The 15,480-nt window shown below is 39.1% G+C and carries 11 protein-coding genes; 4 read left to right on the top strand and 7 right to left on the bottom strand.

Translation table 11 applies throughout. The features are described 5' to 3' along the window. Positions 1–278: 278 nt before the first annotated feature. Complete coding sequence (polA, locus tag GQR38_RS10460) at positions 279–3,014, bottom strand: DNA polymerase I (RefSeq protein ID WP_165721242.1); 2,736 nt, start codon at positions 3,012–3,014, stop codon at positions 279–281. A 524-nt stretch (positions 3,015–3,538) separates the two neighbouring features. Here polA and elbB point away from each other — a divergent pair. The 3 genes from elbB to GQR38_RS10445 all read left to right on the top strand — a co-directional run bounded on the left by elbB (position 3,539) and on the right by GQR38_RS10445 (position 7,537). Further along, positions 3,539–4,186 (top strand): isoprenoid biosynthesis glyoxalase ElbB, encoded by a 648-nt coding sequence (gene elbB / locus GQR38_RS10455; RefSeq protein ID WP_165721243.1) that lies wholly within the window; start codon positions 3,539–3,541, stop codon positions 4,184–4,186. Between the two features lie 226 nt (positions 4,187–4,412). Further along, a complete protein-coding gene (locus GQR38_RS10450; protein ID WP_007582093.1) occupies positions 4,413–4,808 on the top strand; it encodes a cytochrome c5 family protein in 396 nt (131 codons plus the stop codon). A 164-nt stretch (positions 4,809–4,972) separates the two neighbouring features. Then, a complete protein-coding gene (locus tag GQR38_RS10445) occupies positions 4,973–7,537 on the top strand; it encodes a diguanylate cyclase (protein WP_007582095.1) in 2,565 nt (854 codons plus the stop codon). 15 nt (positions 7,538–7,552) lie between these two features. Here GQR38_RS10445 and rep read toward each other — a convergent pair whose 3' ends face one another. Next, positions 7,553–9,571 carry a DNA helicase Rep gene (rep, locus tag GQR38_RS10440; protein WP_165721244.1) on the bottom strand — a complete coding sequence of 673 codons (2,019 nt, stop codon included), beginning with the start codon at positions 9,569–9,571 and terminating at the stop codon, positions 7,553–7,555. A gap of 162 nt (positions 9,572–9,733) precedes the next feature. Between rep and GQR38_RS10435 the strand changes: the two genes are divergently transcribed. Beyond that, entirely contained in the window at positions 9,734–9,997 is a 264-nt protein-coding gene (locus tag GQR38_RS10435) for an accessory factor UbiK family protein (RefSeq protein WP_024594416.1), read from the top strand. Positions 9,998–10,213: 216 nt separating this feature from the next. Here GQR38_RS10435 and GQR38_RS10430 read toward each other — a convergent pair whose 3' ends face one another. The 5 genes from GQR38_RS10430 to ilvA all read right to left on the bottom strand — a co-directional run bounded on the left by GQR38_RS10430 (position 10,214) and on the right by ilvA (position 15,478). Next, a complete protein-coding gene (locus tag GQR38_RS10430) occupies positions 10,214–10,858 on the bottom strand; it encodes an NAD(P)H-binding protein (protein WP_121954626.1) in 645 nt (214 codons plus the stop codon). 4 nt (positions 10,859–10,862) lie between these two features. Further along, positions 10,863–11,525, bottom strand: coding sequence for a carbonate dehydratase (gene can, locus GQR38_RS10425; RefSeq protein WP_007582103.1), 663 nt, complete (start codon positions 11,523–11,525; stop codon positions 10,863–10,865). Between the two features lie 30 nt (positions 11,526–11,555). After that, positions 11,556–12,731, bottom strand: a complete 1,176-nt coding sequence (locus tag GQR38_RS10420) for a methyltransferase (RefSeq protein ID WP_165721245.1) — start codon at positions 12,729–12,731, stop codon at positions 11,556–11,558. A gap of 61 nt (positions 12,732–12,792) precedes the next feature. Then, positions 12,793–13,827: an ABC transporter substrate-binding protein gene (locus tag GQR38_RS10415; RefSeq protein WP_024594413.1), complete on the bottom strand. Its 1,035-nt coding sequence runs from the start codon at positions 13,825–13,827 to the stop codon at positions 12,793–12,795. A 97-nt stretch (positions 13,828–13,924) separates the two neighbouring features. Continuing rightward, on the bottom strand, positions 13,925–15,478 hold the full coding sequence (ilvA, locus tag GQR38_RS10410; protein WP_007582109.1) for a threonine ammonia-lyase, biosynthetic: 1,554 nt from the start codon (positions 15,476–15,478) through the stop codon (positions 13,925–13,927). Between the last annotated feature and the right edge of the window lie 2 nt (positions 15,479–15,480).

Here is a 15,480-nt window from a genome sequence, read left to right as displayed (position 1 = left end):
TATCAATTTGTTGCACCCTTTCAGATGCATCATCAACAGGATGTCCTACAGGATAGGACAGGCGGGACTTTAACAAAAGCACGCATTAAAATACAATCATATTCCTGTAAAACAGCTCGAATTGACGAACATATAACTATTTAATACAAATAGTTGCTTAAATTAACCTTATTTTAACTAAAGCTTGCATATACCTGATTGAATCGCTGTTATTCGCCATTTTTATTAAACATAAAAAAAGCGCCAAAAGGCGCTTTAATTAAAATGCTCAAATTGCATTAATGAGCTTGTTCCCAGTTGTCACCTTCATCAGCTTCAACTATAAGTGGTACATCTAGCGCAGCAGCTTGCGACATCAGTTCACAGATGTGTTTTGTGTATTGTGGTGCGCAGTCTGTTTTGATTTCAAATACTAATTCATCGTGCACTTGCATAAGCAGCTTAATTGTATTTGGCGCTTGTTCGTGTACCCAGCGGTTAACGCTCAGCATTGCCTTTTTAATAATATCGGCGGCAGTACCTTGCATTGGTGCGTTTATAGCAGCACGTTCGGCTCCTTTTCTACGCGCCCCATTACGTGCGTTTATTTCTGGTAAATGTAGGCGACGACCAAATATTGTTTCAACGTAGCCATTTTCAGCTGCTTTTTCGCGCGTTGTTTCCATGTACTCTAATACACCTGGAAAACGCTCAAAGTATTTATCTATGTAATGCTGCGCTTCGTGGCGTGGCACATCTAGCTGACGTGCTAAACCAAATGCCGACATACCGTAAATTAAGCCAAAGTTTACTGCTTTCGCCTTACGGCGCATATCGGTAGTTACATCATCAAGCTCTACACCAAATACTTCAGCGGCAGTTGCACTATGTACATCTAAGCCGTTAGCAAATGCATTTAATAGACCTTTGTCTTGTGAAAGATGCGCCATAATACGTAGCTCAATTTGACTGTAATCGGCAGCAACAATTTTATAACCATCTGCGGCTATAAACGCTTCACGAATACGACGTCCTTCTTCTGAACGAATAGGAATATTTTGTAAATTAGGATCAGTTGAACTCAAGCGCCCCGTAGCTGTAATTGCCTGATGATAAGACGTATGTACACGCTGGGTTTTCTCATTCACCATTAATGGTAATTTATCGGTATACGTTGATTTAAGCTTTGATAAACCACGATGCTCTATAATTACTTTAGGTAGCGGATAATCATGAGCAAGTTCTTGCAGTACTTCTTCTGCGGTAGAAGGTGCACCTTTAGGCGTTTTTTTAATAATAGGCAGCCCAAGCTTTTCAAACAACAGTACTTGTAGCTGTTTTGGAGAACTTAAGTTAAATGGTTCGCCTGCTATTTCAAACGCTTCTTTTTCAAGCTCAATTAAACGCTCGCCTAAACGTTGGCTGTGCGCTGCAAGCATATTGCTATCTATCGCAACACCGGTGCGTTCAATATCAGAAATCACACTAATAAGTGGCATTTCTATATCTTCAAATACCGATTTTAGCTTTTCATCAGCTGCTATTTTTGGCCAAAGCACTTCGTGTAAACGCAAAGTAATATCGGCATCTTCAGCGGCGTAAGGCGCTGCTTTTTCAAGTTCAATTTGGTTAAAGGTAAGTTGCTTTTTACCTTTGCCAGCAATATCTTCAAAGCTAATATTTTTATGACCTAGGTATTTAAGTGCTAGCGAGTCCATATCGTGACGCGTGCCTACACTATTAAATACATACGACTCAAGCATAGTGTCAAACTTAATACCATTTAGCGCAAAACCTGCATTCGCTAATACGCTTTTGTCATATTTAAGATTTTGCCCTACTTTAGCTTTGTTTTCATCTGCCAAAATGGGACCTAGCTTTTGCATTACAAATTCAAGGCTTAATTGCTCAGGCGCACCTGGGTAGTCATGCGCTACCGGTAAATACACAGCTTCACCCGCTTTTACGGCAAAGCTCATACCCACCAATTGCGCTTTCATGTAATCAAGACTGGTTGTTTCAGTATCAAATGCAAATAACTCAGCACTATTTAATTGCTCTATTAGCGTATCAAATTGCACTTGCGTTAAAATAGTTTCGTAATGAGCATCTTCTACTTTTGGTAATTCAGTGGCTTCGGTAGGTACAGCTAAATGTGTTTCAGCATCTTTAGGAATATCAAGTAATTCAGCTAACCAACGACGGAATTCGCACTCACCATATAATGCAATTAATTCGTCTTTGTTAGGCTCTTGAAGTTTGAATGTATCAAGATCAGATTCAACTTCAACATCACACTTAATTGTCGCAAGTTCGTAGCTTAAAGGCAGATGATCAAGAGCAATTGCTAACTTTTCACCTATTTTACCTTTAATCTCACTGGCGTGATCCATTACACCTTGAAGAGAACCATATTTTTCTAACCATTTAACTGCAGTTTTAGGACCACAACCTTCAACACCCGGAATATTATCGACCTTATCACCCATTAATGCTAAGTAATCAATAATAAGTTCAGGGCCTACACCAAACTTTTCAACCACGGTAACGGGATCTGAAATACTGTCAGTCATCGTGTTTATTAGCGTAACGTGTTCATTAACAAGCTGTGCCATGTCTTTATCGCCAGTAGAGACGAGTACATGTCGTTTTTGCTCTGACGCTATACGTGCAAATGTACCAATAACATCATCAGCTTCAACGCCTTCAATACTAATTAGCGGAAAGCCCATCGCTTTAATAATACTGTGTATTGGTGCTATTTGAGTGCGTAAGTCATCCGGCATAGGCGGACGATTTGCCTTATACTCGCTATACATATCGTTACGGAACGTTTTACCTTTAGCATCAAATATAACCACCATATGTGAGGGATCGTATTGTCTGATCAAGCTTTTAAGCATGTTGATCACGCCATAAATAGCGCCCGTAGCTTCACCTTTAGAATTAGTTAAATGCGGCGGAGAATGATAAGCACGAAATAAATATGACGAGCCATCAACTAAAATAAGTGGGTTTTCGGGGATCTGAGCCATGGTGAATTTGGATCCTAAATGCAAAAAATTAAGGTAATTATAAGCATGCCATAAGGTAGTAAATAAAACGACAGTGAATTACTGCTTATCGTGTTATTAAAACTATAGCAAGCTGTGGATAAGTGTGTAGATAACAGCCACGAGCTATTCTTCCAAAGCATTATAAAATGCCTAGAAAATACTTTAACTGTATGTTTTAATTTAAAAAAGATAATACGAGGTTCTTTTTTTATTATTTTAAACCAATGTGGAAAAAGGTTTTCTAACGACTGCTTGTGTTGTTATTCACTTTGATTATTCGCGTCCATTTAAATAACCGGAGGAGTATTCTAGCACAATGGATCGAAGATCATAGCGATCCTTTATAATTTTTTTAAAGGCAAAGTGATCGCAAATGGCATAAACCGCAATACAACTTGCATAGAGAATGATTTTTGTACTAAAAATTTATTTTCGCGAGAAATTTTGAGCATGTTAGACTTCATCCGATCGACTTATAAAAAAGACTTTAGGGGCACAAAAGCATGAAAAACGTAGCGGTAATATTAGCAGGGTCTGGTGTGTACGATGGTAGTGAAATTAATGAAGCAATTTTAACTTTATTACATATAGCCAAAAATGGCGCAACGTATCAGTGTTTTGCACCGGATATTGAACAACTTCATACCATTAACCATTTAACGGGCGAAGTAATGCCTGATAAGCGTAATGTATTAACAGAAGCGGCTCGTATTGCACGGGGTGACATTAAATCGCTGCTTGAACTAGACGCAACTCAGTTTGACGCATTAATTGTACCTGGCGGTTTTGGCGCTGCAAAAAACTTATGTGACTTTGCAATTAAAGGCGCAAAAGCAAATATTAATGAAGACGTACTTAATGCTTGTAAATCATTTGCAAAAGAAAATAAGCCTGCTGGTTATATGTGTATTGCACCCGCTTTGATCCCATTTATTTACGATAACGCTGTACTTACGATTGGTAACGATGCAGAGACAGCACAAGCGCTAAGCACATTAGGCGCTAAACATATAAATTGTGCAGTAGATGATGTTGTTATTGATCAGCCAAATAAGCTAGTTACAACCCCAGCTTATATGCTTGCGCAATCAATTATTGAAGCCGATGCAGGGATCGAAAAACTAGTTAGTAGCGTATTATCAATAAATTGATCTTAGGATCTAAAAGTTAATTGTATGACTGTTTGCGCTTATTAAATTGCTTAACAAAAAACAGTAAATAATTAAATTTTATTGCGTTAACGCAAAAAGTAGTCAGTTTTATTAATAAAAACGCCTCTTAGCATTTTATAAATTGGCTCAGAGAGTTATAATCGGTTTAATTTCCGTCATCTTTAATCGTGATTGATCACGTTCAAATCGAAGTGAGCAAGGCAAAATGAAAAAATTAACAGCTGCAGCATTATTAATGCTAGCAACCACTGCATACGCACAGCCATATGATAACTCTATGACTGAAGATGCAATTAAAGCACGTCTCGCGCCGGTTGGTGCTGTATACCTTGAAGGCGATAAAGCTGCTGTAGCAGCGGCGCCTACAGGCCCTCGTTCTGGTGAGCAAGTGTATCAAGGTGCATGTTTTGCATGTCACGGTACTGGTGCACTAGGCGCGCCTAAATCGCCTGACGATTGGGCTCCACGTATAGCTAAAGGTAAAGACACTTTACTTGAGCATGCACTAAATGGCTTTAATGCGATGCCTCCAAAAGGCACCTGTATGGATTGTTCTGATGATGAGATAAGCGCTGCCATCGACTTCATGACATCTAAGTAAATACAGCTGAAATACACAAAAAAGGTTTACTTCGGTAAGCCTTTTTTAATACCTAAAATAGTGTTTCTAGCCAGTATGATAGTACGAATATCAACTTGACGATAAGCGCTAAAAGTGAAAGTATAAGGCTAATAACTATACAATAAAAATAGCCGGTTAGATCATTGGAAGATAAACTCTCAGTATCGAGTAAATTGGCGTATCAAAATAAACGTCTAAAAACATTACTCAATAAATACAAACAATCACATCACTTACAAAATGCGCTGATACAATTATCAGAGCAAGCAAGTACTGTTGCCGAGCTAACCCTACTTTATCCCGCTATCCACGACATTTTACAAAAATATGTGCCGAGTAAAAGTTTTTATGTGGTGCTATTAAATCAATACAGTCAATCGTTAGAACTTTCTTACTTTTCAGATGAAAAAGATGGTATTGCCGTCGCCCTTAACCAATCAAATAGCTTTGATGAAGGCGCCACTGGTTATGTATTTAAACAGGGTAAAACCACATGTTTTACCAAGCAGCAAATGCAAAATGCCGCAGCAGAAGGCTTATTTAAAGCATTAGGCACTCCAGCAGAGCATTGGGTAGGTGTTCCGGTTTACCAAGAACATAATATTATCGGTGTTTTAGCAGCGCAAAGTTACGATACAAAACAAGGCTATAGCTCACAACAAATACAATTACTTGAGTTTATGTCGCTTTATTTAGCAACTGCAATAGAGCGTGTAAAAAAACGAGAGCTCCTTGAGTCAGAAGTTAAAATTCGTACCCGTGCACTCACTCAAAGTAACGACGCGTTAAACCTTGAAATAGAACAACGCAAACGCGCACTTCAACGCCAACAAATTCTGTTTAAAATATCTGAAATAGCAACGCAAGCTAAAAACCTTGATGATGCTTACTTTAAGATACATGAAATAATAAAAACAATTACCTACGCAGAGAACTTATATATTGCACTTTACGATAAAGAGTCTGGCTGGATAAGCTTCCCTTATTGTGTAGATGAATTTAAAGAAAACACACAACCAAGACGCTTTGCTAAAGGTTATAGTGAACTGGTAATAAGCACTGAAGAAACGCAACTTATACACCCGTGTAGAGCAAAAGAATTAATAGAAAGCGGTGTAGTACAAAGAGCTAAGCCTGTACAAAAAGAGCAAATGGCCACTAGTTGGTTAGGCGCTCCACTTAAAACAGCTCAAGGTGTTATCGGCCTTATTGTTTGCCAAGCTTACGATAACAAACATATTTTCAGCCGGGATGATTGCGAGTTAATTACCTTTGTATCTCATCAAATTGCAGCGGTTTTACAAACAAAGCTCACCAATCAAGCGATTGCAAAAAGCCATCAAGAACTCGAATTTAGAGTAAACGAAAAAACCAAAGAACTGCGTCAAACAAATCTGCACTTACAAATGCAAATAGATGAGCGTAAAAAAATAGAGCAGCAGCTTTATCACGACGCACATCACGACTCTCTTACTAGCTTACCTAATCGCAGCCTCTTTTTAACTCAGCTTGAAAAAACACTACAACATTATCAGCGCTTTCCTGAACATAATTTTGCTGTTTTATTTATTGATTTAGATAAGTTTAAAGACATTAACGACCAACTTGGTCACCATGCTGGCGATCAGTTTTTAATTAACGTTAGTGAGTTATTTGCCCAGTGTATACGCGAACATGATTTACTAGCACGCTTAGGTGGCGATGAGTTTGTTATTTTATTAACGCACTTAACTGAGCCTCAACAAGCAGAAGATGTTGCTAATCGTATTATCGATTTAATGAAAAAGCCTTTTTTCCTTAAAGGCGAATCACTTCAAAGTGGTGCTAGTATAGGAATAACCTACTCAAAGAAAAGCTATACGCATACGGATGAAATTATTCGTGATGCCGATGCTGCAATGTATCACGCTAAAAACTCCGGAAAAAACCGCTACGAGCTATTTCATCCGCTATTAACGCAATCAATACCTGCGCAGGCACTAAAAGCACAACATCACCTTGATATATTACCTATGAGTTTTAGAAGCTCAGAAATAATTACTCTTGATGAGCAACATCAGTCTGAATCTTTATTTGAAGCATTTGGTGAACACCCAATACTTGGCTTTACTAGCTTTGATATTTTGAAAAAGTTTGCATCAGATAAAGAACAGCACCTCGAGATAGAGTTACAGTTATTACAACGCGCTTATGCACAAGCAATTACCGCAAATGTAACTATGGCGCTGGTTCCTTGCTCTGGTTTACTACTCGAGGAGCACGAATTTGTTTTATTTACAGATACGCTAAATAAACAACAAGGACATAGCCAGCTCTGTTTGCTATTTGATGAGCAAGAAATTCGTCACGCAAGCGCAACACAAATAGAAAACCTCAAAAAGCTATCACAACTTGGTTATTCAATTGGTTTAAACAATTTCGCTAAAGATCGATGCGAACTTAATTTACTAACCGATATTAATTTTGACTATCTGCTACTTAGCTCGACCTTTAGTAAACGTGTTTTACAACAAGAAAGTTACGATTTTCAGCTACAGGGCGTGCTTGCAATTACAAAGCTCAAAGCAATGAAAGTCATTGCTAAAGGCCCATCAATACTTAATTTTAGAGCTTTACTAGACAAGCACGGTTTGGCATTTTTTGTGGGAAAACAACACGCTCTAGTGTGTTCTGAGTTACCTGAAATACAAGCAACCCAGTCTTTATAAAATTAGCCTGAGGTATTACTCAGGCTTTTTAAACATTGCACGAAGGTTAGCGACTCTTGCTTGGCCTTTTTCCATTCGCTCTGCTTGCGTATTTGGCGCCTTTTTATTTTCAAACGCGAGATCGTCCTGCGGTAACTCTTGTACAAATCGGCTTAACTCAGTTTGTGAGGTTTCACCAAATTGACGACGTATTTTTGCATAAGTAAGTGTTAACTCCTGCTGTGCACGAGTAATACCAACATAAGCTAAGCGGCGTTCTTCATCTACGTTATCTTCATCAATACTTACCTGATGCGGAAGTAAACCCTCTTCCATACCCACCATAAATACGTACGGGTACTCTAAGCCCTTTGATGCATGTAGTGTTGATAAGTGCACTGCATCGGTTTCATCTTCTTCTTCGTTACGCTCAAGCATATCGCGAAGGGTTAGCTTGCTAACAACCTCGGCTAATGTCATTGGTTCGTTGTCGGCATCACCGGTCAACATATCTGTTATCCAACGATACAGCTCTGATACGTTTTTCATACGCATTTCAGCCGCTTTTGCACTCGGTGACGACTCGTACAAATATGCCTCGTAATTAATATTACGCACTAAGTCTTTAACAGCTTCGAGCGTATCACCGCGTACTGCGTTATCAGATAGCTCAACAACCCAGCGTGCAAATCCAGCAAGCGCATTAAAACCACGCCCTTTTAGTCTGTAGCCTAAATCGTTATCAAAACAGGTAGCAAATAAGCTCGCGTGTTTTTCGTTAGCAAGCGTACCAAGCTTTTCAAGTGTAACCGTGCCTATTTCGCGTCGCGGTGTATTTACGATACGTAAAAATGCATTGTCATCATCTTGATTAACTAGCAAACGTAAATACGCCATAATATCTTTAATTTCTGAGCGAGCGAAAAACGACATACCGCCACTAATTTTATAAGGGATACGGTTACTCATTAAAGATTTTTCAAAGCCACGTGCTTGATGATTACCACGATATAAAATCGCGTAATCTTTATAGCTGGTACGCTTCATAAACTTATGTGAAATTATTTCAGCAACCACACGCTCAGATTCATGCTCTTCATCGCGGCACCCTATTACTTTAATCGGCTCACCATAACCTAGTTCACTAAATAACTTTTTCTCTATGTCATGTGGGTTATTCGCAATTAAAATGTTAGCCGCTTTTAGTATTCGCCCTGCACTTCGATAGTTTTGCTCAAGCTTTATAAGTCTAAGCCCTGGGTAGTCTTTACCTAATAACACTAAGTTTTGCGGGCGAGCACCACGCCATGAGTAAATTGATTGATCGTCATCACCTACCACAGTAAAACGGGCACGCTCGCCTACTAGCAATTTAACAAGTTGATATTGGCTTGTATTGGTATCTTGATACTCATCCACCAGCAAGTATTTAAAGCGTTGCTGCCAGCGCTCACGAGATGTGGCGTTATTAGTAAGTAACAAAGTAGGGATCATAATTAAATCATCAAAATCCAGTGCGTTATAAGCACGTAGCTGATTTTGATAGCGAGCATACAGCTGTGCAAACAATGCCTTTTGCGCATCACGCGCTTCGCGTATTGCTTGCTCTGGCAGTACTAATTCGTTTTTCCAACTACCAATTTCCATTTTAAGTAGTTTGAGTAAGTCCTTGTCTTTTTTTAGCTCATCTTCGGTGAGCTCACTTAGAAGCTGATTGGTATCTTGATCATCAAATAACGAAAAGCCAGGTTTAAACCCTAATGTGCTTAACTCTTTTTTTATTATTTCTAAACCGAGTGTATGAAACGTTGATACCCATAAACCTTTAGCGTCTTGCTTTCCGAGCGTTTGCAGTACTCGTTCACGCATTTCTTTGGCTGCTTTATTGGTAAAAGTAACAGCGGCTATATTTCGCGCTTTGTACTCACATTTTCTCACTAAATAAGCGATTTTATTCGTAATAACACGGGTTTTACCAGAGCCTGCGCCTGCGAGTACTAAGCATGGACCACTAATATATTTTACGGCTTCATCTTGTTTAGGATTGAGTTTCATAACGACCAAAGAAATTTAAAAGACGCGCAATTTTAACGTAACCATTACTGCGAGCATAGCAATTGCCTTAATTAATTAAGGTAAAGATGATCATGTGTTAAATACCGTGGGTATAAGGTAATATTAGTTATTATTATTTTAGGCCGCATCGAAGGGACAAATATGATCAACCCAGCAAAACTTGAAGAAATTGCTAAGCAAATTACTAGCAATATGCCGCAAGGTGTAAAAAACCTAGCAGAGACACTCGAAGGTAAAACAAAGCAAGTTTTACAAAACAAGCTTGCTGAGATGGATTTTGTGAGCCGTGAAGAATTTGATGTGCAAAGCCAAGTACTTATTCGTACTCGCGAAAAACTAACCGAACTAGAAGCTAAAGTTGCATTGCTTGAGCAACAACTTAGCATTAAAACTGACGCTGAATAATTATACCAATTGCATTAAATTAGTGTTCTATTATAGCGATAAGAAAATAGCTCAATAACAAGGCTAAAATTATGGTGCATAGTTGTTCTATATAAATAATTTTTAACGTAGTTAGTGAGTTATTTAATACGCTAGAATGATCATTTATTAATAAAATTGGTATTAATTTAGTGTACAAAAAAGGCAGCTTAGGCTGCCTTTTGCGTTTTACTAAGTTTATTCAAATAGCTCATCTAGCACATAATAAAATAACTTAGCCTGCTGCGCTAAACTCACACTCAGCATTTTTTGCGCAACTTGCTCACCTGTTATTGGTTTGTAACGCTTTAAAAACGGAAGTCGTGTAATAACAGGAAAAATAATACTGCCTATCTTTTCTGCCACTCTAAATTGCTCACGATCACCTAATAATAAAGATGGTTGTAAAATACTTATTTTATCAAAAGGGAGTGCTTTAATATGTTGCTCAAGCTCACCCTTCATTTTCAAATAAGCACTATTACTGTGCGTGTTCGCCCCGCTTGATGACACTAAGCAGTAATGCGTAACACCATTACATGCCGCTAACTGCGCCGCTATGAACTGATAATCAAAATCTACTTTACGCTGAGCTTGTGTAGAGCCCGCCTGTTTACGGGTTGTGCCCAAACACGAAAACAATACGTCACCTTTAAAAAGCTCAACGTATTGAGTTAATTTTTCAAAATCAATAACGTGATTAACTAGCTTTGCGTGTGTAATAGGCAAAGCCCGACGACTTAACGTAACCACTTTGGTATAACGATCGCTCTTAAGTAGCTTATGTAGCAACTCATTACCGACCAAACCTGTAGCACCTATTAATATCGCCGTTTTAGTCATAAATTTATTTATTTTCGCCCACTTTATTAAGTACGTGCTGCACTGCTTTTTTGTAGCTTTGCGTTTCTTCACTCGCGCACGTTACTACAGATTCTAAATCATGAAGGTGGCCGTTTTCTAAACCATAAACCCAACCATGAACGCTTAGCTCTTGGCCGCGCTCCCACGCATCTTGCACAATGTTAGTACGGCATACATTACGCACTTGCTCAATTACATTTAGCTCAATAAGGCGGCTTAAACGTTCGCTTTCAGGCATTGCATCAAGTTGTTCAAGATGCTTTTCTTTTACATCCCCTACATGGCGTAGCCAATTATCAATAAAGCCAAATTTTGCATTGTTTAAAACGGCTTGTACGCCACCACAGCCATAGTGACCTACTACCATGATATGTTTTACTTTTAAAACCTCTACAGCGTACTGCATAACCGACAAACAGTTATGGTCAGTGTGTACAACCACGTTTGCAACGTTACGATGCACAAATAATTCGCCTGGTAATAAATCAACTATTTGATTAGCAGGTACACGAGAGTCTGAACAACCAATCCATAAATACTCTGGATTTTGTTGCATAGATAAAATTTTAAAAAACTCAGGATCAGCTTCGCTTGTACGTGCAGCCCAACGTTTATTGTTATCGAATAAATTTTTTAACTTTCTCATTGCATCTCTTATTAAGTCGAGGACGGAAATTTAATGGATATTAGCAAGAATCAAAATATTACGAGGCGTTAACTGCTTTTCACAAAACGTTTTAACGCTTACTTGATAGCCTTGCTGTTGCAAATATAAAGCACGATCGAGCACAAGCCAAACTTCAATTGCTCTTCTGAACACATGTCGAACCAGTTCAACTCGGTCAGTTATTTTTTTTCGAGCAACACCAATATCTAAATATTTATTATAATCAGTATCTTGAGGTAGATTTATTGCCTTTTTATCTGCAGCCCATGCACAAAATGATTTAAACGAATCTGAGAATATAGCTTTGTTAACCGAAGGTACGCTTACATAATATTGCTCGCCAGTAATCGATTTTCTAAGTGCGTCAAAACCAAGTCGCCATTCTAGTTCTGTTTTACGTACTTTTTCCAGACGAGAAGGCGCTGTAACGGTTTCTTGTAATGCGAGCTTTAAATCGCGATGCGTTAGGTTAAGCTCACTTTGGTTTGCAACCTCACTCATTGCACGGTACTCATTAGCCGTAAATAAATGATAGCAACAAGGTGAAAAGCTAATTTGCTGTACTTTCGCTAAACTTGCTTGACGCATAAATGCTTGGTGCAAACCACCACATGCGTGTAGCGCTACGGCATGCATATCAGCATTAAAAAATTGAGTGATATCCTCTTTTAATACATCAGCTTGGCTAAAGTGCATTGCCAAGCCTTGTTGCTGTGCACTTTTTTGTCCTTGCTCGCATAAGCTTTGTTGCAGTTCAATACTATGCACATCACTTGCGCCATTAAAAGCAAGCATTCGCCCTAAGTGTCCTTTACCCGCACACCACTCTAAAACCGGTTGCTTAGTAGTAGGTAGTGCAGATACAAAATCTTGTAACTGATCAAACTTACGACCTTTAATGCCGTTACTTATCCAAAACGGATAATCAGCTCTAGAGTGTGCAGAGCTAGGTAAGTCACATAGCTTAGCAAGTTCATCAAGTTGGTTTATGTGTTGGCTAAAAAATTGGTATAGCTGATTTTGATCGTTATCAAGAACGGTTACCTGATCATCAGTTAGTTCGTTAAGTATGCCTTGCAGCTCTGGCCAAGGAATAGTGTCAAAATCAAATGCGGTGCACTGCCAATACTGACGATGGCGCATTAAAAGTGAATCAAGTGCAAAAAATTGCTCGGCTAAAGTCATAACAGCTTAAAAAATAAAAAGACAACTAATTATATCAGCTCAGTGAGCTCTCATTAAGCAGTTATTTTTGGCTAAAAATAAGCCGTAAATACAAAGGTATTGAAATAATACTCACCAAAATAGCTGCTATAAGCATCCATGATAATTGCATCTTTTCTGGCTCTTGGTATTTATAAATAAAGTGAGATTTCACTTCGTCAAATTCGTTTTGCTGTATGCCATATAAGTCAGCAATTAAACGCCACTTTGCTATCGACATATGCCCTAAACTGGTAGTGGGTGGGGTTATATAACTTTTTAGTACTTCAGCCTCAAAGGCGAGCTGATGAAAGCTCTTACTCGGTGCATAGTTTTGCTGGGTGACTGCAATGGCTTCATCCATATTCATCATTGCATAGCGCCAACCTTTTAGGCTCGCTTGGTAGAATTTTTCGACCGTTTGCGGATTTTGCTTAAGCATGTTTTCGCTGGTAAATAAAATGTCGCTATATACATCCATACCATAACGCTGTGGGCAAACAAGCCGATGAGCTACGCCTTGTTGAGTCATATAATAAGGCTCTGTAGTAACATAAACTTGCATAGCATCTAGCTTGTTTTCAATCCAAGCCTGGTTAAAATTTTCGCCATTGTAAACTTTGAGTTTATCTACATCAACGCCACTGCGTTTAAGCATAATAAGTAGCTCGGTGCCGTCATTTTTGCTCACAGCAGTGATACGTTTATTAACAAAGTCACGAGGGTGAAAAATATCAGACGTGTCTTTTACCATCCAGCAATAAGGTGAAAACTGCAATAAGGCTGCCATTGCAACAAAAGGCTGACCATTAATACGTTGCTGTAAAATACCGGAATGCCCTACACCAAATTGTGCTTCGCCACTGGCCACAGGACCAAAGGTATCAGGTTTCATTGGATTAGCTTGTTTAATAGTTACATCAAGGCCCGCTTCATTATAAAAGCCTTTTTGCTTAGCCATATAGTAGCCAGCAAACTGAAACTGATGTGTCCATTTTAGCTGTAATGTGACTGATTCTTGCGCCGCGATATGGCTGCAAAAAAAGCACAATCCAATGATTAATCCTTTAAATAGCAAATAGGTGTCCTCAAAAAGTATGACGATTACCTGTAACTATATGTAAAACGTGTAATAAAGCAAGCACCCTAGTTAGGTGCCTGCCTTTAAAGAAGGGTTATACTGAGGCGAGTTTTTCGGCTTTTTCTGCTTGCGGTTTTGATGTTAAAAATTGGGTAAAACACGGATTTTGTGTTTCATCTTGTACACTGTAACCTAAGCGATTCAAATGCTCGTTAAACATTTCATACTGACTCGGCTCAATAGCAAAACCTGCCAGTACATTCCCCATAGAACCACCGTGATTACGATAATGAAATAAGGTAATGTTCCAATTGCTGCCTAAAGTATCTAAAAAGCGTGCAAGCGCACCCGGATACTCAGGAAATTCAAAGCGCAATAAACGTTCATGTAATTGCTCTGGTGCTTTTCCGCCAACCATATAACGCACATGTAATTTAGCGAGTTCGTTATCCGACAGATCGCAAAATTGATAATCGTTATTTGTTAAGTCTTGCTTTAACTCATTAAGCTCTTGCTCGCCTTGGCGAAGTGCAATGCCTACAAATATTTGTGCTTCACCAGGTCCTGCATAACGGTAGTTAAACTCAGTAATAGCACGGCCACCTAAAGAAGCACAAAACTGTTTAAAGCTGCCTTTTTCTTCTTTAATAGTAACCGCTAATAACGCTTCGTTTTTTTCACCCAGCGCAGTGCGCTCTGCAACATAACGCAGGCGATCAAAGTTTAAATTAGCACCCGAAAGCACAGCCGCTAAATGTAGTCCTTTTAACCCCGACTGCTGACTCCACTTTTTAAGCCCAGCCGTTGCAAGTGCACCTGATGGCTCTGCAATTGCACGCGTAGATACAAAAATATCCTGCATGGCTGCACATATTTCATCGCTAGTAACGGTTACGACTTCATCGCAAAACTTTTGCGCTAAACGAAATGTTTCAGTGCCAATAATTTTAACCGCTACGCCATCGGCAAAACTACCAACGCGATCAAGCTCTACTGGCTTACCGGCTTCAAGTGCTGCTTGTAAACACGCACTTTCGTCGGCTTCTACGCCAATTACTTTTATATCTGGACGCAACGATTTAATGTAAACCGCCATACCAGCAAGTAAACCGCCGCCGCCAACAGGAATAAACACAGCATCAAGCTCGTTTAATTGCTGCATTAACTCGCGTGCTACAGTGCCTTGACCAACAATGACATCCGGATCGTCAAATGGCGGGACAAATATACCGTTACGCTGCTCTGTAAGCTCAAGCGCATATGCTTTTGCTGCATCAAAATGATGGCCATGTAATACAACTTCACCGCCAAGTGCGCGCACTGCGCTGACTTTTATTTCAGGCGTTGTTACTGGCATTACAATTGTAGCTTGATGCCCTAAGTGAGAAGCACTTAGTGCAACCCCTTGAGCATGATTACCCGCAGAAGCAGTAATAACCACTGAGCCTTTAGGTAATTTATTTAATTTGTTATACGCACCGCGTAACTTAAATGAATACACGGGCTGTTGGTCTTCACGCTTTAACCAAACATGGTTACCTAGCTTTTTACTGAGTTCAGCCATTTCGCTAACCTCAGTAACTTTAGCCAAAGGCTCCATGTTTGCTTGAATAATAGCGCGAAAATAATCGAGCTCTTGAGAGACCATAA

The sequence above is a fragment of the Pseudoalteromonas sp. c7(2019) genome, from assembly GCF_011378625.1.
In the GTDB taxonomy this organism is placed as follows: domain Bacteria; phylum Pseudomonadota; class Gammaproteobacteria; order Enterobacterales; family Alteromonadaceae; genus Pseudoalteromonas; species Pseudoalteromonas arctica.
This window is presented reverse-complemented; position numbering and strand designations above follow the sequence as displayed.

What these genes read in the sequence shown, in the direction of transcription:
- polA (WP_165721242.1), bottom strand. Translation starts at nt 3,014, where the DNA reads ATGGCTCAGATCCCCGAAAACCCACTTATTTTAGTTGATGGCTCGTCA.
- elbB (WP_165721243.1), top strand. Translation starts at nt 3,539, where the DNA reads ATGAAAAACGTAGCGGTAATATTAGCAGGGTCTGGTGTGTACGATGGT.
- GQR38_RS10450 (WP_007582093.1), top strand. Translation starts at nt 4,413, where the DNA reads ATGAAAAAATTAACAGCTGCAGCATTATTAATGCTAGCAACCACTGCA.
- rep (WP_165721244.1), bottom strand. Translation starts at nt 9,571, where the DNA reads ATGAAACTCAATCCTAAACAAGATGAAGCCGTAAAATATATTAGTGGT.
- GQR38_RS10435 (WP_024594416.1), top strand. Translation starts at nt 9,734, where the DNA reads ATGATCAACCCAGCAAAACTTGAAGAAATTGCTAAGCAAATTACTAGC.
- GQR38_RS10430 (WP_121954626.1), bottom strand. Translation starts at nt 10,858, where the DNA reads ATGACTAAAACGGCGATATTAATAGGTGCTACAGGTTTGGTCGGTAAT.
- can (WP_007582103.1), bottom strand. Translation starts at nt 11,525, where the DNA reads ATGAGAAAGTTAAAAAATTTATTCGATAACAATAAACGTTGGGCTGCA.
- GQR38_RS10420 (WP_165721245.1), bottom strand. Translation starts at nt 12,731, where the DNA reads ATGACTTTAGCCGAGCAATTTTTTGCACTTGATTCACTTTTAATGCGC.
- ilvA (WP_007582109.1), bottom strand. Translation starts at nt 15,478, where the DNA reads ATGGTCTCTCAAGAGCTCGATTATTTTCGCGCTATTATTCAAGCAAAC.